Annotated in this window: 18 protein-coding genes; 13 read left to right on the top strand and 5 right to left on the bottom strand. The window is 73.3% G+C overall.

The window, feature by feature from the left end; translation table 11 throughout:
• The first annotated feature begins 18 nt into the window (after positions 1–18).
• Positions 19–1,113: an AmmeMemoRadiSam system radical SAM enzyme gene (gene amrS / locus AFE02nite_RS09785; protein WP_034243156.1), complete on the top strand. Its 1,095-nt coding sequence runs from the start codon at positions 19–21 to the stop codon at positions 1,111–1,113.
• Positions 1,114–1,229: 116 nt separating this feature from the next.
• A complete protein-coding gene (locus AFE02nite_RS09780) occupies positions 1,230–1,865 on the top strand; it encodes a DsbA family protein (protein ID WP_261765566.1) in 636 nt (211 codons plus the stop codon).
• Positions 1,866–1,872: 7 nt separating this feature from the next.
• On the opposite strand, the gene AFE02nite_RS09775 is transcribed toward AFE02nite_RS09780, so the two are convergent.
• Genes AFE02nite_RS09775 through AFE02nite_RS09765 form a run of 3 tightly spaced genes read right to left on the bottom strand, consistent with a single transcriptional unit; the run spans position 1,873 to position 5,198 of the window.
• Complete coding sequence (locus AFE02nite_RS09775; protein ID WP_146819553.1) at positions 1,873–3,249, bottom strand: cryptochrome/photolyase family protein; 1,377 nt, start codon at positions 3,247–3,249, stop codon at positions 1,873–1,875.
• Between the two features lie 52 nt (positions 3,250–3,301).
• Complete coding sequence (locus AFE02nite_RS09770; protein ID WP_034247334.1) at positions 3,302–4,192, bottom strand: NAD(+)/NADH kinase; 891 nt, start codon at positions 4,190–4,192, stop codon at positions 3,302–3,304.
• A gap of 10 nt (positions 4,193–4,202) precedes the next feature.
• On the bottom strand, positions 4,203–5,198 hold the full coding sequence (locus AFE02nite_RS09765; RefSeq protein ID WP_146819552.1) for an SPFH domain-containing protein: 996 nt from the start codon (positions 5,196–5,198) through the stop codon (positions 4,203–4,205).
• Between the two features lie 86 nt (positions 5,199–5,284).
• Here AFE02nite_RS09765 and AFE02nite_RS09760 point away from each other — a divergent pair, with 86 nt between their 5' ends.
• The 4 genes from AFE02nite_RS09760 (at position 5,285) to AFE02nite_RS09745 (ending at position 8,965) form a co-directional block, all read left to right on the top strand.
• Positions 5,285–5,980, top strand: a complete 696-nt coding sequence (locus AFE02nite_RS09760; RefSeq protein ID WP_034247325.1) for an NUDIX hydrolase — start codon at positions 5,285–5,287, stop codon at positions 5,978–5,980.
• A 159-nt stretch (positions 5,981–6,139) separates the two neighbouring features.
• Entirely contained in the window at positions 6,140–7,171 is a 1,032-nt protein-coding gene (locus tag AFE02nite_RS09755; RefSeq protein ID WP_034247324.1) for an ABC transporter substrate-binding protein, read from the top strand.
• A gap of 84 nt (positions 7,172–7,255) precedes the next feature.
• Entirely contained in the window at positions 7,256–8,173 is a 918-nt protein-coding gene (locus tag AFE02nite_RS09750; protein ID WP_034247322.1) for an ABC transporter permease, read from the top strand.
• Between the two features lie 3 nt (positions 8,174–8,176).
• Positions 8,177–8,965: an ABC transporter ATP-binding protein gene (locus tag AFE02nite_RS09745; RefSeq protein WP_034247320.1), complete on the top strand. Its 789-nt coding sequence runs from the start codon at positions 8,177–8,179 to the stop codon at positions 8,963–8,965.
• Positions 8,966–9,094: 129 nt separating this feature from the next.
• Here the strand turns inward: AFE02nite_RS09745 and AFE02nite_RS09740 are convergent, their stop codons facing one another.
• Positions 9,095–10,636 carry an MFS transporter gene (locus tag AFE02nite_RS09740; protein ID WP_146819551.1) on the bottom strand — a complete coding sequence of 514 codons (1,542 nt, stop codon included), beginning with the start codon at positions 10,634–10,636 and terminating at the stop codon, positions 9,095–9,097.
• Positions 10,637–10,823: 187 nt separating this feature from the next.
• Between AFE02nite_RS09740 and AFE02nite_RS09735 the strand changes: the two genes are divergently transcribed.
• The 3 genes from AFE02nite_RS09735 to AFE02nite_RS09725 all read left to right on the top strand — a co-directional run bounded on the left by AFE02nite_RS09735 (position 10,824) and on the right by AFE02nite_RS09725 (position 13,972).
• Complete coding sequence (locus AFE02nite_RS09735) at positions 10,824–11,384, top strand: TetR/AcrR family transcriptional regulator (RefSeq protein ID WP_052113818.1); 561 nt, start codon at positions 10,824–10,826, stop codon at positions 11,382–11,384.
• Between the two features lie 112 nt (positions 11,385–11,496).
• Entirely contained in the window at positions 11,497–12,174 is a 678-nt protein-coding gene (locus AFE02nite_RS09730; protein WP_052113815.1) for a DUF5701 family protein, read from the top strand.
• 145 nt (positions 12,175–12,319) lie between these two features.
• Entirely contained in the window at positions 12,320–13,972 is a 1,653-nt protein-coding gene (locus AFE02nite_RS09725) for an ABC-F family ATP-binding cassette domain-containing protein (RefSeq protein WP_146819550.1), read from the top strand.
• A 27-nt stretch (positions 13,973–13,999) separates the two neighbouring features.
• On the opposite strand, the gene AFE02nite_RS09720 is transcribed toward AFE02nite_RS09725, so the two are convergent.
• Complete coding sequence (locus AFE02nite_RS09720) at positions 14,000–16,111, bottom strand: RICIN domain-containing protein (RefSeq protein ID WP_146819549.1); 2,112 nt, start codon at positions 16,109–16,111, stop codon at positions 14,000–14,002.
• Positions 16,112–16,230: 119 nt separating this feature from the next.
• Between AFE02nite_RS09720 and AFE02nite_RS09715 the strand changes: the two genes are divergently transcribed.
• The 4 genes from AFE02nite_RS09715 to AFE02nite_RS09700 all read left to right on the top strand — a co-directional run bounded on the left by AFE02nite_RS09715 (position 16,231) and on the right by AFE02nite_RS09700 (position 20,657).
• Entirely contained in the window at positions 16,231–17,256 is a 1,026-nt protein-coding gene (locus tag AFE02nite_RS09715) for a LacI family DNA-binding transcriptional regulator (protein WP_034246695.1), read from the top strand.
• Positions 17,257–17,394: 138 nt separating this feature from the next.
• A complete protein-coding gene (locus AFE02nite_RS09710; protein ID WP_034246697.1) occupies positions 17,395–18,690 on the top strand; it encodes an ABC transporter substrate-binding protein in 1,296 nt (431 codons plus the stop codon).
• A gap of 93 nt (positions 18,691–18,783) precedes the next feature.
• Entirely contained in the window at positions 18,784–19,758 is a 975-nt protein-coding gene (locus AFE02nite_RS09705; RefSeq protein ID WP_034246699.1) for a carbohydrate ABC transporter permease, read from the top strand.
• On the top strand, positions 19,755–20,657 hold the full coding sequence (locus tag AFE02nite_RS09700) for a carbohydrate ABC transporter permease (protein WP_034246701.1): 903 nt from the start codon (positions 19,755–19,757) through the stop codon (positions 20,655–20,657). The genes AFE02nite_RS09705 and AFE02nite_RS09700 overlap by 4 nt, the downstream gene beginning before the upstream one ends.
• Positions 20,658–20,662 lie beyond the last annotated feature (5 nt).

Below are 20,662 nucleotides of genomic sequence, written 5' to 3'. Positions count from 1 at the left end.
GCGGGGGAGGTGAGCGGCATGGCGGCAGACGGCGCAGCGACCTGGCCGGACGCGCCCACCGCCCGCTGGTGGACCGCCCTGCCCGACGGCCGTCTCCAGTGCGATCTGTGTCCGCGGCACTGCCGCCTGCATCCCGGGCAGCGCGGCTTCTGCTTCGTCCGCGCCCGCGACGGCGACCGGCTGGTGCTCACCACCTACGGCCGCAGCTCGGGCTTCGCCATCGACCCGGTGGAGAAGAAGCCGCTGGCGCACTTCCACCCGGGCACGGCCGTGCTGTCCTTCGGCACCGCGGGCTGCAACCTGGGCTGCCGGTTCTGCCAGAACTGGGACATCTCGAAGTCCCGCGAGTGGGACACGCTCGCCGCGGTCGCCGCGCCCGACGCCATCGCCCGGTCCGCGCAGGCGGCCGGCTGCGACGCGGTGGCGTTCACCTACAACGACCCGGTGATCTTCGCGGAGTACGCGATCGACACGGCGCAGGCGTGCCACGAGCTCGGCCTGCACGCCATCGCCGTGACCGCGGGCTACGTCAGCCCGGCCGCGCGCGCGGAGCTCTTCGCTTCCATGGACGCCGCGAACATCGACCTCAAGGCCTTCACCGAGGACTTCTACTGGAAGCTCACCGGCGCCCACCTGCGCGACGTCCTCGACACGATCGTCTGGGTGCGCGAGCACGCCGGCACCTGGCTCGAGCTCACCACCCTGCTCATCCCCGGCCACAACGACTCCCGCGCCGAGGTCGAGCGCATGTGCCGGTGGATCCTCGCCGAGCTCGGCCCGGACGTGCCGCTGCACCTGTCGGCCTTCCACCCGGACTTCCGGATGCTCGACGTGCCGCCCACCCCGCCCGCGGCCCTGCGCGACGCGCGGGCCACGGCCCTCGACGTCGGCCTGCACTTCGTCTACACGGGCAACGTGCACGACCCGTCGGGGGAGACGACGGCGTGCCCGGCCTGCGGCCAGGTGCTCGTCGAGCGCGACTGGTACGACGTGCTGGCCTACCGCATCACGCCCGACGGTCGATGCCCGGGCTGCGGCGCCGTCGTGCCGGGGCGGTTCGGCAGCGGCGTCGGGCACTGGGGCCGGCGCAGCCTCCGGGTGCAGATCGCCTGACGGCGCCGCGCGCGCGGGGTGACCGGGGAATCGGCCCGGGCCCACGCCGGTTGAGGCCCGTGGGGCCGCCGCCCGCCGGCGCCCCGCCCGCCGCACCCGAGCCGAGGAGCCACACCGTGTCCACCGCGCCCACCGTCGCGCCCGCAGCACCCGCAGTCCCCGTGGTCGACATCTGGTTCGACCCGGCGTGCCCGTGGGCGTGGATGACGTCGCGCTGGATCACCGAGGTGGCCGAGCACCGGGACGTGGACCTGCGCTGGCACGTGATGAGCCTGTCGGTGCTCAACGAGGGCCGGGACCTGCCCGAGGAGTACCGCCGCCTCATGGACGACTCCTGGGCCGCCGTCCGCGTGCTCGTCGCGGCCGCGCGCGACCACGGCGACAAGGTGCTCGCCCCGCTCTACACCGCGATGGGCACGCGCCGGCACCCGCAGGGCCGCACGGACACGGCCGCGATCATCGCCGAGTCGCTCGAGGAGCTGAGCCTGCCGGCGGAGCTCGCCGCCGTCGGCGCCACGGACGAGGTCGACGACCTGCTGCGCGCGTCGCACGCGGAGGCGATCGCCCTGGTGGGGGACGAGGTCGGCACGCCGGTCGTGGCGATCGACGGCGTCGGCTACTTCGGCCCGGTCGTCACGCCGGCGCCCACCGGCCAGGCCGCGCTGGACCTCTTCGACGGGCTCGTCGCCATGACGCGCGTGCCCGGGTTCTACGAGCTCAAGCGCACCCGGACGGTCGGCCCGCAGCTCTGAGCGCCCGCTAGCCGCGCGTCGCGCCGTAGCGGGCGAGGGCCTCGCTGCGCTCGACCGCGTGGTCGACGACGCGGTCCGGGTAGCCCTGGGCGTACCCGTCGGCGACCGTCCACGGCTCGTGGGCCGCGGCGCCCGGCACGTGCGCGAGCTCGGGCACGTAGCGACGCACGTACGACCCGTCGGGGTCGAAGCGGCGCCCCTGGGCGACCGGGTTGAAGACGCGGAAGTAGGGGGCGGCGTCGGTCCCCGTGCCGGCCGTCCACTGCCAGCCGTGGGAGTTCGACGCCAGGTCGCCGTCGCGCAGGTGCGCCAGGAACCAGCGGGCGCCGTGCGGCCACCACACGTGCAGGTCCTTGACCAGGAAGCTCGCGGTGACCATCCGCACGCGGTTGTGCATCCAGCCGTCGTGCAGCAGCTGCCGCATCCCGGCGTCGACGAACGGGTAGCCGGTCCGTCCCGCCTGCCAGGCGGCGAGCCGGGCCGCGGCGACGTCGTCGCGGTCGGGGTCGTCGTAGGTCATCGCCGCCATCGTGGGCCGCAGGTCCGCCCACGCCGACGCCGGGTGGTGCCGCAGCACGTCCGCGTAGAACTCGCGCCAGGCGAGCTCGGAGACGAACGTCGTGGCGCCCGTCGACCGGCCCGCGGGGTGGGCGGCGACGTCGGCGAGCAGCGTGCGCGGGTGGATGGTGCCGTACTTGAGGTCCGCCGAGAGGCCCGAGGTCCCCGCGAGGTCGGGCCGGTCGCGGCGCTCCGCGTAGTCCGCCAGCCCGTCGGCGAGGAACGCCTCCCAGCGCGGGTGCGCGGCGCGTTCGCTCACCTCGGGCCCCGCCGACGCGCGGGCCGCCTCGGCTCCGGGCAGGGCGTCGTCGCCCCCGACGCCGGTCGCCCACGCCAGCCTGCGCGGGACGTCGGCCGGCCGCCGCCAGCCGTGCTCGCGCCAGGCGCGCGAGAACGGGGTGAACACCTGGTACGGCTGCCCGCTCGCGGTGAGCACGCGGCCGGGCGTCACCGCGTACGGGCTGCCGGTCGCGACCAGGTGGGCGCCGGCGTCGACGAGCGCGCGCGCGACGCGCTCGTCGCGGGCCCGCCCGTACGGCGTGGTCTCCGCGCTGACGTGCACCGACGTCGCGCCCACCTCCCGCGCGAGGGCGGGGACGACGTCGTCGGGCCGGCCGGACCGGACCACGAGCGCGTCGTCGGTCGCCTCCCGCAGGTCCGCCAGGGCCTGGTGCAGCGCGGCCAGGCGCGGCGCGCCCGCCGAGGCCAGGAGCGCGGGGTCCGCCACGAAGACCGGCACCACCGGGCCGCCGGCCTCGTGCGCCGCGACGAGCGCCGGGTGGTCGCGGACCCGCAGGTCGCGCCGCAGCCACAGGACGCTCGTCATGACACGACGATAGGTGCGCGACCGGCGTCGTGCGCAGGGCGTCGCGGGCCGCTCACACCACCAGGCGCAGGCGCCGCTCGGCGACCGCGAGGCGCACCGTCTGCCCCCAGGTGGCGGTCAGCCGGTCGGACTCCAGACCGTCGCCGAACACCACGAGCGAGTCGGACTGCACCAGCACCTCGAGCGCGTCGCCGGGGCGCAGCGCGCCCATCGTCAGCGCGACGCCCGACGTCGGCGACGGCCACGCCTCGCGCACGAACCAGGCGAGCTCCGCCGAGTCCGGCGTCGGGAGCGTGGTGCCGCCGCGGTCGTGCGCGATCGAGGCGGCCCAGCCGGTCGCGCCGGTGCCCGTGGCGACGATGAGGCCCGAGGAGGACTGCCGCTCGGTGCGGCCGTCGGCCAGGCCGAGCACGTACCGGGCGGACTGGTGGCTCTGGTGGCCCAGGTACAGGTCGTTGAGCGCGTCGAGCCCGGTCCCGTCGTCGAGCGTCGCGCGGACCATCGCGCGGTCCTGCCAGCGCGCGGTCCCGCCGGCCACCGCGGCCAGGACCGCGGCGAGCTGCGCGCTCGCGAACGTGACCAGGACGCCGGCGTTGCGGCCGGGCTCGGGGTCGACGCCCACCACCGGCTGGCCGACCAGGTACTTCGCCGTGTTCGCGACCAGCCCGTCCGGCCCGACGACGACCACGACGTCCTCCGGCCCGAACGCGAACCGGTGCAGGTCCGCCCGTTCGACACCCCCGCGGCGCCAGTCGGCCGGGATGGCCGCCGACGCGGCGCGCAGGGCGTCGTGCAGCGCGTCGTGCCGGGCCTGGACGTCCGCGAGGGTGCGACCGCGCGTGCGCAGGAAGAACTCGACCTGGCCGCGCGTGCCGTGGCGGTCCACGAGCTCGTCGAGCTCGCTGGCCCGGTGGACCACCACGGCGCGGGGCGGGAGCGTCATCTGGATCGCCCTACCTTCCGGTCATGCCGGCGAGGACGCCGGTCAGGACGTCGGGGGTGACCGTGAGCTGCCCGACCTCGGGCAGGTGCCCGGCCAGCTCGCGCAGGGCGAGCGTGCGCAGCACCTCGGTCGGGACGTCGGCGAACGCGGTGAGCCTCGCCCGCTCGGCGGCGCCCTCGGCCTCGCCCTGGACGCGGACGGCGTCGGCGGCCGCGGTCGCGAGGACCCTCTGCCGCTCGGCCTTCGCGCGGGCCTCGATGAGCGCGGCCGCGGCGGCCTCGTCGGCCCGGGCGCGGGCGTTGGCGCCCTCCTGGGCGACGAGCTGCTGCTCGCGCGTGGCCAGCTCGATGCGCGTGGCGAGCTCGTTCTCCGCGATCGCACGCTCGCGCTCGACGGCCAGGGCCCGCCGCTCGTAGGTGGAGCGGTCGGCCTCCGACTGCGCGGCCTCGCGGGCCGGCGTCTGGAGCGCGCGCTCGAGGTCGGCGTCCGCACGGATGCCGCGGACCCGCACGCCGAGCACCTCGAGGCCGGTGGCGGTGACGCGCTCGTCCGCGCGCAGCGCCGCGCCCACGCGGACGCCCAGCGCGCCGGTCGCCGTGGCGACGGCCTCGGGCAGGGTCATCTCCGCGACGGCGTCCATGACGTGGCCCGCCGCGAGCTCGCCGAGCAGGTGGGCCACCTGCTCCAGCGGGGTGGCGGTCCAGCGCCCGGTGGCCGGGTCGATACCCAGGTCCAGGCGCTGCGTCGCCAGCTCGGGATCGGCGAACCGGTAGCTCACCGTGACCTGCGCGGTGACCTCCTGCAGGTCGGCGGTGCGGGCGTGCGCCACGAGGGGCAGCTCGCGGTCGTCGACCGGCACCTCCGAGAGCACCGCCGACAGCGGCCGGAACCAGAACGCGAGCCCGACGCCGGACCGGCGCACCCGGCCGCCGGCCATCTGCACGACGTGCGCGGTGGGCGCGGCCCGCAGGTGCCGCACGAACGGGTAGCGGGTGATGGTGGCCATGGTGACCTCCTCGTCGTTGTTTTTCGTCATTACGACGATAAACCTCACCTCTGTTTCTCGTCAAGGTGACGAGATAAGGTGCCGGCATGACGTACGACCCGACCGCCTTCCCGCGGGTGGCCGTGACCGTGGACCTCGTCGTCCTCACGCTGCGCGGCGGCGCGCTGCACGTGCTCCTCGTCGAGCGCGGCGAGGAGCCGTTCCGCGGCCGGCTCGCGCTGCCGGGCGGGTTCGTGCGCCCGGACGAGACGCTCGACGACGCCGCGGCCCGCGAGCTCGCGGAGGAGACCGGTCTGCGCGACGTCCCGGGTCACCTCGAGCAGCTGCGCTCCTACGGCGACCCGGCCCGCGACCCGCGCATGCGCGTGGTCTCCGTCGCCTACCTCGCGCTCGCCCCCGACCTGCCCGAGCCCGCCGCCGGCACCGACGCCGCCGACGCGCGGTGGGTGCCCGTGGCCCGCGCCTCGGGCACGGCGCTCGCCTTCGACCACGCGGCGATCCTGGCCGACGGCGTCGAGCGCGCCCGCGCGAAGCTCGAGTACACGTCCCTGGCCACCGCCTTCTGCCCGCCGGAGTTCACCGTCGCCGACCTGCGCGGCGTCTACGAGGCGGTCTGGGGGACCGCGCTCGACCCGCGCAACTTCCACCGCAAGGTGACCAGCACGCCCGGGCTGCTCGTGGACACGGGCCGCACGCGCGCGGAGGGCCGGGGCCGCCCGGCCGCCCTCTACCGCGCCGGCGACGCGCGGGCGCTCCAGCCGCCGTTCACGCGCGAGGCCTGACCGGTCCGCACCGCTGTCTACCTGGTGGAAACGCCATACCAACACGTGGACAGTTCTCTACCATCGGTGCGAGGCCCGGTGCGCCTCGTCGACGGTGTGCCGGTCACCGCCTCGTCCACGCGACGCGACGGGCGCCCCCGCCGTCCGAAAGGAACCGCCGTGAAGCTCCACCGGTCAGCCACGCGCACCACCCTCCTTGCCGCGCTCCTCGCGCCGGCCCTCCTCCTCGCCGGGTGCTCCGGCTCGGACGACGACACCACCGACGACGCGACGCCCGCCGCCGAGGACGGCGGCGACGCCGCCGGCGAGTCCGTGTCCATTGGCATCAGCCAGATCGTCAGCCACCCCTCGCTCGATGCCGCGCGCGACGGCTTCAAGGCCGCGCTCGCCGACGCCGGCTACGACGTCGACTGGGACGAGCAGAACGCCCAGGGCGACCAGTCGATCGCCGCGTCCATCGCGGGCACGTTCGCGTCCGCGGACCTCGACATGGTCCTCGCGATCGCGACGCCGACCGCCATCGCCGCCGCGCAGGCCGTCACCGACATCCCCGTGCTGTTCACGGCCGTGACGGACCCTGTCGGCTCCGCGCTCGTGGAGAGCATGGACGCGCCCGGCGCGAACGTCACGGGCACCTCGGACGCCGTCGAGGTCGCCGACCTGCTCGAGCTGGTGACGCGCATCGCGCCCGACGCCGAGACCGTCGGCATCGTCTACAACGCGGGCGAGCCGAACGCCGTCACGCAGGTCGAGTGGGCGCAGGACGCCGCCGACGAGCTCGGCCTGACGATCGAGCTCGCCACCGCCGACACCTCCGGTGCCGTGCAGCAGGCCGCCGACTCCCTCGACGTCGACGCGTTCTTCGTGATCACCGACAACACCGTGGTGAGCGCCCTCGAGACGCTGATCCAGGTCGCCGAGGACAAGCAGATCCCGGTGATCGCGTCCGAGGGCGACTCGGTCGCCCGTGGCGCCATCGCGACCATCGGCATCGACTACTACTCGCTCGGCTACCAGACCGGCGAGATGGCCGTGCGGATCCTGTCCGGCGAGGCCGACCCGGCCACGACGCCCGTCGAGGTGCAGACCGAGCTCGCGCTCTACCTGAACACCGGCGCCGCCGAGCGCATGGGCGTCACCATCCCCGACGACCTCCTCGCCGAGGCCGACCCGGAGAACATCACCGAGTAGCGTTCTCGCCGTCGTCCCGGGCCGGGTGCGAGCCCGTCCGGGACGACGGCGCAGCGCCTTCCTTCACCCCGCCGGAGGCCGACCATGATGATCGCCGTCGAGCTCGGGCTCATCTACGCGGTGATGGCCCTGGGCGTGTACCTGACCTTCCGCATCCTCGACTTCGCGGACCTGACCGTCGACGGCAGCTTCACGACGGGCGCCTCGATCGCGGCGGTCGGCATCGTCAGCGGCATGCCGCCGGCGCTGGCGACGTCGCTCGCGCTGCTCGGCGGCATGGCCGCGGGCCTGGTCACCGGTCTCCTGCACACGCGCGGGCGCATCAACGGCCTGCTCGCGGGCATCCTCACGCAGATCGCGCTCTACTCGGTCAACCTGCGGATCATGGGCAAGGCGAACGTGCCGCTGCTGCGCGAGAGCACGCTCATCACACCCCTGAAGGACGCCGACCTCGTCGGCACCTGGGCCAGCGTCGGGATGTTCCTGGCCGTGGCCGTGGTGATCCTGGCGCTCCTCGTGTGGTTCCTGCACACGGACATCGGCCTGGCCATGCGGGCGACCGGCGACAACCCCGACATGATCCGGTCGTTCGGCGTGAACACCGACCACCAGAAGCTCCTCGGCCTGGCCCTGTCGAACGGCCTGGTGGCGCTCTGCGGCGCGATCATCGCCCAGTACCAGGGCTTCGCCGACATCGGCATGGGCATCGGCATGATCGTGGCCGGCCTCGCGTCGGTCATCATCGGCCAGGCGGTCCTCGGCCGGTCGAGCGTCGCGATCGCCGCGACCGCCGTCGTGCTCGGGTCCGTGCTCTACCGGGTGGTCATCTACCTGGCGCTCAAGGCGGGCCTGAACCCGAACGACATGAAGCTGATCTCCGCCGTGCTGGTGGTGCTCGCGCTCGTCGTGCCGCAGTGGAAGGGCTTCGCGCGGATGGGCGGCTTCATGCGGCGCCGCATGACGGCGATGGCCGAGACACCGCTGGTGGAGAAGGAGGGCTGAGCGATGCTGACCATCGAGAACGTGCGCATGACGTTCTTCCCCGGCACCCTCAACGCCCGGGTCGCGCTCGACGACGTGAGCCTGCAGCTCGCGCCCGGCGACTTCGTCACGGTGATCGGCTCCAACGGCGCGGGCAAGTCCACGCTGCTGAACGTCGTGGCGGGCACGCTGCGCGCCGACTCCGGGACCGTGCGGATCGACGGCCGCGACGTGACGCGGATGAGCGACCACCAGCGCGCCCGGTACATCGGGCGGGTCTTCCAGAACCCGGCCGCCGGCACCGCCCCGCACATGACCATCGAGGAGAACCTCGCGATGGCGCTCGAGCGCGGCAGGCGCCGCGGCCTGCGCCTGGGTGTCACGAACGCCAAGCGCGCGCGGTTCCGCCAGGAGCTCACGGCGCTCGAGCAGGGCCTGGAGACGCGGCTCGGCGACTGGGTGAGCCTGCTGTCGGGTGGTCAGCGGCAGGCGTTGTCGCTGCTCATGGCCACGTTCAGCGAGCCCAAGATCCTGCTGCTCGACGAGCACACGGCGGCCCTCGACCCGCAGCGCGCGGCCTTGGTGACACGGCTGACGGCGGAGATCGTCGAGCGCTTCGGCCTGACGACGCTCATGGTCACGCACAACATGGACCAGGCCCTCAAGCTGGGCAACCGGCTGATCATGATGCACGAGGGCCGGATCGTCCTGGACCTCGACGCCGAGGCGAAGTCGAAGATGACCGCCAAGGGCCTGCTCGCCGAGTTCGAGAAGGTCAAGGGCGACGCCCTGGACGACAGCCTGCTCCAGTAGCGCGGGCTCGGCCAGTTCCGCGGCCAGACCTCCCGCCTGCGCCGAGACCGAGGGTTTGGCGCGAGAACGAGGGATCCGACCCCTCGTTCTCGGCGCAAACCCTCGGTCTCGCGGGACCGGGTGGGCCGGTCAGACGAGCGCGGCGGCCAGGGCCTCCTCCGCCGGCTCCGGCGTCCGGCCGGCGTCCGGGTGCGCAGCCCGCGGGCGGGCGGTGATCATCAGCGCGGCGACCACGGCGGCCGCGACGAGGAACGCCGTCGAGTACCAGATCGCCACGGAGAACCCGTGCACCGTCCCGATGGCGACCGCCACCTCGTTCGCGGCGCCGTGCGTCGTGAGGTAGCTCGCGGTCGCCGACGTCGCGACCGTGTTGAGCAGCGCGATGCCGATCGAGCCACCGACCTGCTGCGCCGTGTTGACCGTCGCCGAGGCCACGCCCGCGTCGCGCGGCGCGACGCCGAGGGTCGCCGTCGCCATCGCCGGCATGAAGGTTATGCCCATGCCCAGGCCGAGGAAGACCAGCGACGGCAGCACGTGCAGCAGGTAGGAGGACCCGACCTCGATCTGGGTGAGGTACGCGAGCGCGCTTGCGGCGATGACCAGGCCGGGCACCATGATCCGGCGCGGCGCCACGCGCGGCAGCAGCCGGGCCGCGATGCCGACCGAGCCGAGCATCATGCCGGCGGTCATCGGCAGGAACGCCAGGCCCGTGCGGACGGGGGAGTACCCCTGGATCACCTGCAGGTAGTAGGTGAGGAAGAGGAACAGGCCGAACATCCCGATGGTCGACAGCCCGACGGCGAGCAGGGCGCCACCGCGGTTCCGGTCGCGCAGGACGCGCAGCGGCAGCAGGGCGTGCTCGGTCCGCCGCTCGACCACGACGAACGCGGCGAGCAGCGCCAGGCCGACGGCGAACATGGCGAGGACGAGCGGCGCGGTCCAGCCCTCCTGCTCCGCCTCGCTCAGGCCGTAGACGATGGCGAGGAGCCCGCCGCTGGCGAGCAGGGCGCCGGCGACGTCGAGCCGCGTCTCGCGCTGCTCGCGGCGGTCGCGCAGGAAGGCGACGGCGCCCGCGATGGCCAGCGCGGCGATCGGTGCGTTGACGAGCAGGGTCCAGCGCCAGTCGACGTACTGGGTGAGCAGGCCGCCGACGATGAGCCCGACGGCGCTGCCGCCGCCCGCGATGGCGCCGTAGATGCCGAAGGCGCGGGCACGCTCGTGCGGCTCGGTGAACGTCACGGTGACGAGCGACAGCGCGGCGGGGGCGAGCAGCGCCGCGAAGATGCCCTGGAGCGCGCGGGCGCCGAGCAGCATCCCGAGGTTCGCCGCGGCGCCGCCGAGGGCCGACGCCGCCGCGAAGCCGGCGAGGCCGACGATGAGCGCGCGCTTGCGGCCGATGAGGTCGCCGACGCGGCCACCCAGCAGCAGCAGGCCGCCGAACGCGAGGGTGTAGGCCGTGATGACCCACTGGCGGTCGGCGTCGCTGATGCCGAGGTCGGCCTGGGCCGAGGGGAGCGCGATGTTCACGATGGTCATGTCGAGCACGACCATGAGCTGCGCGAGCGCGATCGCGACGAGGCCCCACCAGCGGCGGGGGTCGGGTGCGGTCTCGGCCCTGGTGGTGGTCGCGGCGGCTGCCGTGCCGGGTGGTTCGAGGCGTGCAGGGTCCATGACGGAACCTTCCTGACGGGAGGACGAGCGACACCGCTCGGGAGCGTCGGCCGGGGCGGGAGCCTCGCCGGTTCCGAGGGCCCTACTTGCTAGCCGCCCGGTAAGTTACGATGGACGCTAAGCCGGTACCTAGCCGGTCGTCAAGTAAGAATCTCAGGATGCGACGGGACCGAGGACAATGGACGCCATGGCTGCCCAGACGCGACGACGCGGGGACACCCGGGGTGACATCCAGCGCACCGCCCTGCGGCTGTTCAACACCCAGGGGTACGACAAGACGTCGCTGCGCGAGATCGCCGAGGACCTCGGCCTGACCAAGGCCGCGCTCTACTACCACTTCCCGACCAAGGACGACATCCTCGAGAGCCTCCTGCGCGACGTCGCGGCCTCGCTCGACGAGCTCATCGTCTGGGCCCGGTCCGAGCCGTCGACGCGCGAGCGTCGGCTCGAGTTCCTCGAGCGCCTCGGTGCCGCCACGCGCGGCGGCACCGGTGACCTCATGCGCTGCGTGCAGCAGAACGAGCTCGCCATCGCGGGCATGCCCGGGGCCATGTCCATCGTCCGGCGCTACAAGAAGGAGCTCGCGGACGCGATCCTCCCGCCCGACGCCGACGTCGAGGGCCGCCTGCGCGTGCGGCTCGCGGTGATGGCGGTGCTGGTCGGCGGCCACGGCTCGGCCGACCTCGGCGGCACGGACGACGAGCGCCACGACGCCGCCCTGCGCATCGCCGCCGAGGTCATGCCCTGACGGCGGCGCACACCGGCGGCACGGGCGCCTGACGTCGCGGGAACCGGACGGCTCCCGCGGACGTTGACCCCTGGCCGGCCTCTCGGGTCGGCGTCCCGCCACGGAGGTGCTCATGACGACGTCCCCGACCCCGACGACCTCGACCCCCGCCCCGGTGCCGCCGCTGCCCCCGCTCGCCGAGCAGGTGGAGCGCCTGGTCGCGCTCGGCCTGGCCGACGCCGCGGGCGTCTCGCCCGAGCGCCTGCGCGACGCCGTCGACCGGCTCGGCCCGGTGGCCGGCCTCCTCGTGCCGCACCCGGACCGCCTGCCGCCGTCGGTCCTCGCCCCGCTGCTGCGGCTCGGCGACCGCCCGGGGTTCGTGGTCGAGGACATGACGGACGTCGACGCGTTCGCGCCGATCCCGGGCGCGGAGCCGCCGTCGTCGGCGTTCTTCCTGGTCACCGGCCTGCAGCGCGGCGACGAGATGGCCAACTGGTCGCCCGACGAGGCGCTCCCGGCGATCACGGGCGCCGGCCGGACGCCGCTGACCCTCGCCGAGGGCATCGGCTGGGCGCTCCAGGTGCCGGACGTCCTGGACCGCAACCACTGCTACATGACCATCGGCTCGCGCCTGCGCAAGCCGAACGGTCGCCTCGACGCGCGCACGCCGGCGCTGTGGATCAGCAACGGCACCGGCCGTGACGGCAAGGAGCGCCGCAACGCGCCCAAGGTCGGCTGGTGCTGGGCGGGCAACCGGCACACGTGGCTCGGCTTCGCGTCCGCCGACGCGCGGGTGCCGCTCGACGTCTGAGAGCCCGCAAATCCCTGGACCGACGGCGGCGCCACTGCCTACGGTGGCGCCGCCGTCAGAGAGAGGACCGTCGTGAAGCTGTGAGATCCGGCGCCGGGTTGGTGCCACGAGTGCCCGCACCCACCGCGAACCCTCGGGATCTCACATGTCTCTGCCTCCACGTCTTCCTGCTGCCCCCGCGCCCGCGGTCGTCGTCGACGGCCTGCGCTTCGCCTGGCCCGACGGGACGCCCGCGCTCTCCGGCGTCACGGTCACGTTCGCGGCCGCGCGGACGGGTCTGATCGGCCCGAACGGCTCGGGCAAGTCCACGCTGCTGCGCCTGGTCGCGGGCGAGCTCGTGCCAGACGCCGGCACGGTGCGCGTCAGCGGCGACGTCCGCCACCTGCGGCAGGACGCCGCCGTCGCGCCCGGCTCGACGGTCGCCGACCTGCTGGGCATCGCCCCGGTCCGGCGCGCGCTCGCCGCGATCGAGGCGGGCTCGCTCGATCCCGCGGACTTCGACGCCGTCGGCGACGACTGGGCCGTCGAGGAGCGCGCGCTCGCCGAGCTCGCCCTGCTCGGCCTCGATGCCGACCCGGCGCTGCTCGACCGCCCGGTCACCGCGCTGTCCGGCGGCGAGGCGATGCAGGTCGCGCTCACGGGGATCCGGCTGGCCCGGCCGGCGGTCACCCTGCTCGACGAGCCGACGAACAACCTCGACGCCACGGCCCGCGCCCGGCTGTACGCGGCGGTCGACGCCTGGCCGGGCGCGCTCGTCGTCGTCACGCACGACCGCGAGCTGCTCGAGCACGTCGACGCGATCGCCGACCTCGGTCGCCCAGGCACGCCGGTCTACGGCGGCACGTTCAGCGCCTACGCGCAGCGCCGTGCCGTGCTCCAGGAGGCGGCCGAGCGGGACCTGCGCGACGCCGAGGCCGCGCTGCGCGTCGCGCGTCGGGAGGCGGTCGAGGAGGAGACCAAGCTCGCCCGACGTGCGGCGGGCGGACGCAAGGCGGCGGCGTCGGGCCGGTACCCGCCGATCGTCGCGGGCGCCAAGAAGCGCGCGGCGGAGGTGACCGCCGGCCGGGTGCGCGGCGTCCACGCCGACCGCGTGGGCCGGGCCGCCGCCGAGCGCAGCCGTGCCGACCTCGCCGCCCGGGCCGGCGACGTCATCCGCATCGACCTGCCCGCCACGGCCGTGCCCGCGGGCAAGAGCGTGCTGGCGATCGAGTCCGCCGGGCGCGTGCTCAGCCTGTGGGGCGGGGAGCGGGTCCGGCTGGCCGGGGACAACGGCGCGGGCAAGTCGACGCTGCTGGAGGTCCTGCTCGGGCGGGACGTGCCGCACCGGTTCGCGGTGTTCGGGGACGCGCTGTCGGTGGTCACGCCGGTCGCGGTGCCGGTGGGCCACCTCGCCCAGCGCACCCTCGAGCTCGACGGGTTCCCCGACGCTCTCACGGCCGTGCGCTCCGCGGCCCCGGGGCGCACCCCGCACGACGCGCGGGCGATCCTCGCCCGGCTGCTGCTCCGGCGCGACGCCCCCACCCGCCCGATCGCCGCGCTCTCCGGCGGCGAGCGGTTCCGGGTCGCCCTCGCCCGGGTCCTGTTCGCCGAGCCTGCGCCACGGCTGCTCGTCCTCGACGAACCGACGAACAACCTCGACATGGCCAGCGTCGACCAGCTGGTCCAAGCGCTCGAGGACTACCGCGGTGCGCTGCTGGTCGTCACCCACGACGAGCACCTCGCGCGCGACCTGCGCGTCGACGCCACCTGGGAGGTGGCCCGCCCGGCCGGCGGCCCAGCCCTCGTCACCGAGCGCTGAGCCGCCGCCGGGTGCGGCGGTCGCCCGCTACTGGATGCCCTCCTTGACCAGGCGCCACTGCTGGCAGGCGTAGCCGTTGGCGGGCCACTGCTGCGCGACCGCGCCGTCGGCCGTCGAGCAGCCGTCGATCTCGAGGAGCTTGCCGCTGTTGGCGTTGGTGAACGTCCACCAGCCGCCGCTCGTGGCGGGCACCCAACGCTGCGTCGCGTGCCCGGTCGGTGCCCACTGCACGGCGTCGACTCCGTCGGCCGTCTGCGCCGACGGGATCTCGAGCAGCTTGCCGCTGTTGAGGTTGACGAGCTCGACGGCGCCGGCCGCGGGACGCACGGTCCACCGTTGCGTGGCATGCGCCGTCGAACCCCACTGCCCGACGGCGGCACCGTCGGTCGTGAGCGCGCTGAACACCTCCAGGAGCTTGCCGCTGTTGCGGTTGACGACCTGGAACTGCGGATCGAGCGCCGCGCTCGCGTGGACCTGGATCTGGTCGAGCTCGGCGTAGTTGGAGCCCTTCGTGAACCTGATCGTGTTCACCCCGGCGTTGAGGCTCACGGTTTTCTGGGCCCAGAGGTACCTGCCCCAGTCGACCGTCCGCGGGTAGCTGATCGACGACGACCCGCCTCCGTTGACGCTCACGCCGTGGGTCGCGGTCGAGCCGTAGCCGTTGGCGTAGCGGACGTTGAGCGTGTAGCTGCCCGCCGTCGGGACGCGCACGGTGAACTGCACGTAGCTGCCGCTGTTGTTGATGTTGCCCACCTTCGCGCCGGCCGCCGCCTGCACGTGGTTGACGACGGAGGCGTCGTTGATGGTCGCCAGCTCCGCCTCGTACTGCTGGGCGTCGAGCGGGACGGAGCCGACGCGGATGTCGTTGAGCTGCGTCGCCAGGTTCTCGACGTTGGTCGCCTGGTAGAGCGTCCGGCCGTCGACGCTCACGTCGATGCCCTGGGCGAAGCCGCTGAAGTTGCCGCCCTGCGTGTCCGTGGCGTCGTACGTCACCGGCATCGGCAGCCGCTCCCAGGGGCCTTCGCCGAGGTTGTAGTTGACGTACAGGTTCTGACCGCCGTCGATGTTGCCCGAGGCGTCGAGCGACCACTTGGACGCGATGACGACCATGCCCTTGGGCCCGCCGCTCGGCGACCAGGTGACGAAGGGCGAGGACCCGATGCCGCGGCCGTCGGCCAGCTCGACCGGCGAGCCGAGGCTCGTCGTCGATCCCCAGCTCAACCCGTCCGGCGAGGTCTTGTAGTAGACGGGTGCGGTGTTCTGGCTCTGGCTGGGGCGGTTCACCACCTCGAACGTCGCGAGGTAGCGGCCGTCCGGGAGCGTGGTGACCGTGATCATCCCCGGCCGGTCGCTGGAGTTCGTGGGAGCCGAGACGTTGACGAGCGATCCCCAGGTCTGGCCGCCGTCGGTCGAGCGGCGGTACGAGACGGCCTGCAGCACGCCGTTCGCCTTCTGTCGCTCGTCGGAGAAGTAGGCCACCAGGCCCCCGTTCGCGTCGATCGCGAGCGACGGCTCCCAGACCGTCGTCGTGGTCGACGTGGGGCTCGGGTCGTAGACGGCGGGGCCGCCGGTGTCGATGGTGCTGACGTAGCTCCAGCTCGTGCCCTGGTTGGTGCTCTTGTAGAGGACCAAACGGCTGCTCGACCGATCCTCGGGCATGACCATACCGGCGAGCAGGATGGTCCCCGCGGTCAGGTTGCCCGTGGTCTGGGTGACCTCGAAGAGGAACGGCTGGGCGGTTCGGGTGAGTGCCGGGAACGTCGCGCTCGGGTTGACGTCCGTGACGTGGGTCCAGCTCGCACCGTTGTCCGTGCTCCGGTAGATCGGGTAGACCTGCACGCCGTTCTGGAGGACCAGCTGGTCGAAGGTGACCAGCTGCGTGCCGTTCGCCGAGCCGCTGTGCTTGAGGACGACGATCTTCGCGTAGGTGGTGCCGGCCGGCGTGCCGCCCTCCGGGTTGAACGAGCTCCCTGCGGCGGGCGCGTACACGAGGGCGCCGTTCCCGGTCGTCACCGCCGAGGCCGCGCCCGGAGCGACGACTGCGGCGAGGGCGGCTGCGACGGCCGCCGTGCCCGCCGCGAAGCTCCGCCAGGTCCGTCTCGGCCGTCGGTCTCCGGCCGGGCGTGTGTGTGCTGACATGCTGCCCCTCCCTGATCGGTTACAACGTTGTAACGAGCAAGCGAGTCCAAGGTACGCGCGGGGTGGGGAGGGGTGTCAAGGGATCGGTGCCCGGTCGCCTGGGGCTACGGTGTGTGGTCATGGCGGCGACTCTTCGCGACGTGGCGCAGGTCGCCGGTGTGTCGTTCAAGACCGTCTCGAACGTCATCCACAACCATCCCCACGTCGCGCCGGAGACCCGCGCGCGGGTCATGGCGGCCATCGACCAGCTCGGTTACCGGGCGAACCGTTCGGCCCGTAGCCTGCGCTCGGGCCGCACGGGGGCGATCGGCCTCGCGGTCCCGGAGCTGAGCCTCGCGTACTTCGCCGAGCTCGCGGACGAGGTCATCACGGTCGCCGACGCGCACGGCGTCGTCGTGCTCATCGAGCAGACCGGGGGTGACCGGCGTCGGGAGCTCGAGGCGCTGTCCGGGGACCGCCGGCAGATGTCGGACGGCCTGCTCTTCAGCCCGCTCGGGCTCGGCAGCGACGACGCCGCGGCCCTCCAGGTCGACTTCCCGCTGGTCCTGCTCGGTGAGCGCATCTTCGACGGACCGGTCGACCACGTGACGATGGAGAACGTCGAGGCCGCGCGGGCGGCCACCGAGCACCTCATCGCGGGCGGGCGCCGGCGGATCGCCGTGATCGGCGCCCACGAGGGCGAGCGGATCGGTTCCGCGGGGCTGCGGGTCGCCGGGTACCGCGCCGCGCTCGAGGCGCACGGGCTCGACTACGACGATTCGCTGGTCGTCGACGCCGGCCCGTGGCACCGCGTGAACGGAGCCGAGGCGATGCAGCAGCTGCTGGCGCGCGGGGTCGCGTTCGACGCCGTCTTCGGCCTCAACGACGAGCTCGCGCTGGGCGCCCTGCGGGTGCTGCGGATGCATGAGTTCCGGGTGCCGCAGGACGTGGCGATCATCGGCTTCGACGACATCGACGAGGCGAAGTACTCGTTGCCGAGCCTGACGACCGTGGACCCGGGGCGCCGGGAGATCGCCAGGATCGCGGTCGAGCTCCTGCTCGAGCGGATCGGTGGTTCGGCGCCGGCGCCGCGCCGGGAGCTGCGCTCGCCGTTCCGCATCGTCCAGCGCGAGTCCACGGGTGCCCCGGTCCGCGTCGGCGCCTGAGGGTGCCGTTACCAGACCGAGACTTGACATCCGGCGGCCGCGGTCGCGAGACTGCCGTTACAACGTTGTAACGGGTGGGCCCCACGTACGAGTCGCCGCCCATGCAGACATCGGAGTCTCGCAAGGGAAGGAATCCGCATGACACGCTCCTCGCTCGCTACCGGCGCGCTTCTCGCGATCGCCGCACTGACCCTCGCCGGATGCTCGGGCGACGACTCGCCCGAGACCCCCGACGACACGACCGCGCCCGACACCTCGGGCGACACCGTCGAGCTGACGTTCTGGCACGGCTACACCGAGGCGGACGGTGACGTGCTCGAGCAGATCGTCGCCGACTTCAACGAGAGCCAGGAGGCCGTGCACATCGTCACGGAGATCAACCCCTGGGCAGTCATCGACGACACGCTGCTGCCGTCGCTCTCGGCGGGCGACGGCCCGGACATCGTCGCGATGCCCGCCGAGCGGCTGCCCGTCTACGCCGCGCGGGGCGCCTTCGTGGCGCTCGACGACTTCTATGCCGACGCCGCGAACAACGCTGCCGACCTGAACCCGGGTGCTGTCGACATGGTGACCGTCGACGGTGCGGTCTACGGGGTGCCTGCGGGCTTCGTCCCGCTCGCGCTCTACTACAACAAGGCGCTCTTCGACGCCGCCGGCGTGACCGAGGCACCCGCCACGTGGGACGACTGGGTCGACACGGCCACAGCGCTCACCGTCGACGAGAACGGCGACGGCACCCCCGAGCAGTACGGCGTCGTCCTTCCGGACCACGCCACCGTCGCCAACGGCCTGTGGCCGTCGCTGTTCTACGGGAACGGTGGCGACATCGTCGCCGACGGCGAGGCCGTCGTCGACTCACCCGAGAACGCCGAGACCCTCGCGTTCTGGCAGGACGCCATCGCCGGCGCCGCGATCTCGCCGACAGGCGTCGACGGCATCGGCGCCGACGAGCTCTTCTCGGGTGGCAAGGCCGCCATGACTGTCGGCGGCCCGTGGATGACCTTCATCGCCGCGGACAACGGCATCGACCTGGGCATCGCCGCGATCCCGGCCGGCCCCGAGGCGCAGGCGGCCTCCGCGATCGGCATCTCGATGGCGATCACCGCCCAGGACGACCCCGAGGTGCAGGCGGCCGCGGAGCAGTTCTTCGCCTACTTCTTCAACGACGAGAACTCCGTGGCGTGGTCGCTGGGCTCCGGCTGGCCCCCGCTCCGGACGGACATCCCGGCGGACGCCATCGCGGAGAACGCGACGGTCGCCGCCCTCACGCCGATGGCGGAGTTCGGTCGGCCCCTGCTGCCGGGCGTCGTCAACACCACCGACGTCCTGACGGCCGTCGACGAGCTCACGCAGCGGGCGATGGCGGGCGAGGGCATCGCCATGCTCCTCGCCGAGGCCCAGGACAAGGTCGAGGCGGCGCTCGCCGACCAGTGACCTCCGGTGCGGGGGCGGCGCCCGGCCGCCCCCGCACCGCCTGAGGCCCGATGCCTGTCCCGAACCTCCCAGCCAATGCGACCGGACGGACCCATGAGTACCCAGACACCCGGCAGCCGCGCTGCCTACCGCGCCCCCGCGCCGCTGGGCGGCCGGAGCAGCGGACGGCCGCCCGGTCGGTCCCTCCTTCGTGGGGAGGCGCGTCGCGGCACCACGGCCCTCGCGTTCCTGCTCCCGGCGCTCGTCGTGCTCGCCGCCTTCGTGCTGTGGCCGATGATCTCCGCGCTCCGTCTGTCGTTCACCGACGCCGCGGGCTTCGGTACCGAGAACTGGGTCGGCCTCGAGAACTACTCGGCGGTCTTCACCGATGCGGGCGTCCGCGACGCGGTGGTGAACACCGTGCTGTACGCGGCCATCTTCACCCCGACCGCCGTCGTCGCCGCGCTGGTCCTCGCCCTCGTCGTCAACAACCCGCGCCTTCCGTGGCGGGGGTTCTTCCGCACGTCGCTCTTCCTGCCGTTCGTGGTGTCCCTCGCGGTCGCGGCGTTCGCGTGGAGCTACCTGATCGATCCGCAGGTGGGCCTGGTCACCTACTGGCTCAGCGGCGTGGGGATCCAGCTCGGCGACGTCCTCGAGGACCCCACGCTCGCGATGCCGGCGGTCGCCCTCGTCGCCGTCTGGAAGAGCTTCGGCTTCTACTTCGTCATCTTCCTCGCCGGCCTGCAGGACATCCCGGCCTCGCTCTACGAGGCCGCCCGGGTCGACGGCGCGGGTGCCCTCGGCCGCTTCCGCCACGTCACGTTGCCCCTGCTGTCCAACACCTTCGCGTTCGTCGGTGTCTTCGCGATGATCGCCGCGCTCCAGGCGTTCGACCAGATCTACGTGATGACCGGGGGCGGCCCCTACGGGCACACCCAGACGATCGTCATGGAGATCTACGAGTCCGGCTTCCGAAAGCTCGAGCTCGGGTTCGCGTCCGCGCTCTCCTACGTGCTCCTCGTCGCGACGCTCCTGCTGAGCATCCTCCAGTTCGTGTTCTTCGGCCGCCGCGAGGAGGACCTGTCGTGAGCAGCGCCACCGCGACGCCGGCGTCGGGGAGCCGTGCGCCCGCCGTCACCGATCCGCCGATCCGGCGCCCCCGCCGCCGCATGCGGGCCGGAACGCTCGTCTCGATCCTCGCGATGCTCGCCGTCACCGCGTTCGTGCTGCTGCCCATCGCGATCATCGTGCTCACCGCGTTCAAGCCGACGGCCGAGGTGAACGCCTACCCGCCCACGCTGGTGCCGGACACGTGGACGCTCGACAACATGCGGCGGATCGTCACCGAGCTGCCCTTCTCGCGGCTCGTGCTGAACAGCTTCGTCTTCGCCGGCGGGGTCACGGCGTTCGCGCTGGTGTTCGACTCCTTGGCGGCGTACGCCCTGGCGCGGATCGACTTCCGGGGACGGCGCGCGCTGCTCATCGCGATCATCGCGAGCCTCATGATCCCGTTCCAGGCCACCCTGGTCCCGGTGTACCAGCTGGTCAGCGAGCTCGGCTGGGTCAACACGTTCCCCGGGCTCATCGCCCCGAGAGCCGCCGACGCCTTCGGCATCTTCTTCCTGCGCCAGTTCTTCCTCGCCCTGCCACGTGATCTCGACAGCGCTGCGCGCATCGACGGGGCGAACGAGTTCCGGATCTTCCGCAGCATCGTGCTGCCGAACGTCGTGCCGGCGCTGCTCACGCTCGGCATCTTCACCTTCGTCAACAACTGGAACGACCTGCTCTGGCCGCTCGTCTTCACGACCGAGCAGGAGATGGGGACAATCACGTCCGGCCTCACCCTGCTCACCGGGCCGGGCGGCATCATCCCCTACGGCGTGATGATGGCCGGCTCGCTCATCGCGATCCTGCCGCTGGTCGTCGCTTTCCTGCTCGTTCAGCGGCGGTTCATCGAGTCCGTGGCGACCACCGGGCTCAAGGGGTGAGCGCG

Source organism: Actinotalea fermentans (assembly GCF_007991475.1).
Classification (GTDB): domain Bacteria; phylum Actinomycetota; class Actinomycetes; order Actinomycetales; family Cellulomonadaceae; genus Actinotalea; species Actinotalea fermentans.
Note: the sequence above shows the minus strand (reverse complement) of the source record. Positions and strands in the feature narration are given on the sequence as shown.

Excerpts from the sequence above, each read along its gene's own strand:
- AFE02nite_RS09730 (WP_052113815.1), top strand. The coding sequence starts at position 11,497 with ATGACGACGTCCCCGACCCCGACGACCTCGACCCCCGCCCCGGTGCCG.
- AFE02nite_RS09725 (WP_146819550.1), top strand. The coding sequence starts at position 12,320 with ATGTCTCTGCCTCCACGTCTTCCTGCTGCCCCCGCGCCCGCGGTCGTC.
- AFE02nite_RS09770 (WP_034247334.1), bottom strand. The coding sequence starts at position 4,192 with ATGACGCTCCCGCCCCGCGCCGTGGTGGTCCACCGGGCCAGCGAGCTC.
- AFE02nite_RS09735 (WP_052113818.1), top strand. The coding sequence starts at position 10,824 with ATGGCTGCCCAGACGCGACGACGCGGGGACACCCGGGGTGACATCCAG.
- amrS (WP_034243156.1), top strand. The coding sequence starts at position 19 with ATGGCGGCAGACGGCGCAGCGACCTGGCCGGACGCGCCCACCGCCCGC.
- AFE02nite_RS09710 (WP_034246697.1), top strand. The coding sequence starts at position 17,395 with ATGACACGCTCCTCGCTCGCTACCGGCGCGCTTCTCGCGATCGCCGCA.
- AFE02nite_RS09775 (WP_146819553.1), bottom strand. The coding sequence starts at position 3,249 with ATGACGAGCGTCCTGTGGCTGCGGCGCGACCTGCGGGTCCGCGACCAC.
- AFE02nite_RS09750 (WP_034247322.1), top strand. The coding sequence starts at position 7,256 with ATGATGATCGCCGTCGAGCTCGGGCTCATCTACGCGGTGATGGCCCTG.
- AFE02nite_RS09720 (WP_146819549.1), bottom strand. The coding sequence starts at position 16,111 with ATGTCAGCACACACACGCCCGGCCGGAGACCGACGGCCGAGACGGACC.
- AFE02nite_RS09765 (WP_146819552.1), bottom strand. The coding sequence starts at position 5,198 with ATGGCCACCATCACCCGCTACCCGTTCGTGCGGCACCTGCGGGCCGCG.
- AFE02nite_RS09760 (WP_034247325.1), top strand. The coding sequence starts at position 5,285 with ATGACGTACGACCCGACCGCCTTCCCGCGGGTGGCCGTGACCGTGGAC.
- AFE02nite_RS09745 (WP_034247320.1), top strand. The coding sequence starts at position 8,177 with ATGCTGACCATCGAGAACGTGCGCATGACGTTCTTCCCCGGCACCCTC.
- AFE02nite_RS09740 (WP_146819551.1), bottom strand. The coding sequence starts at position 10,636 with ATGGACCCTGCACGCCTCGAACCACCCGGCACGGCAGCCGCCGCGACC.
- AFE02nite_RS09715 (WP_034246695.1), top strand. The coding sequence starts at position 16,231 with ATGGCGGCGACTCTTCGCGACGTGGCGCAGGTCGCCGGTGTGTCGTTC.
- AFE02nite_RS09705 (WP_034246699.1), top strand. The coding sequence starts at position 18,784 with ATGAGTACCCAGACACCCGGCAGCCGCGCTGCCTACCGCGCCCCCGCG.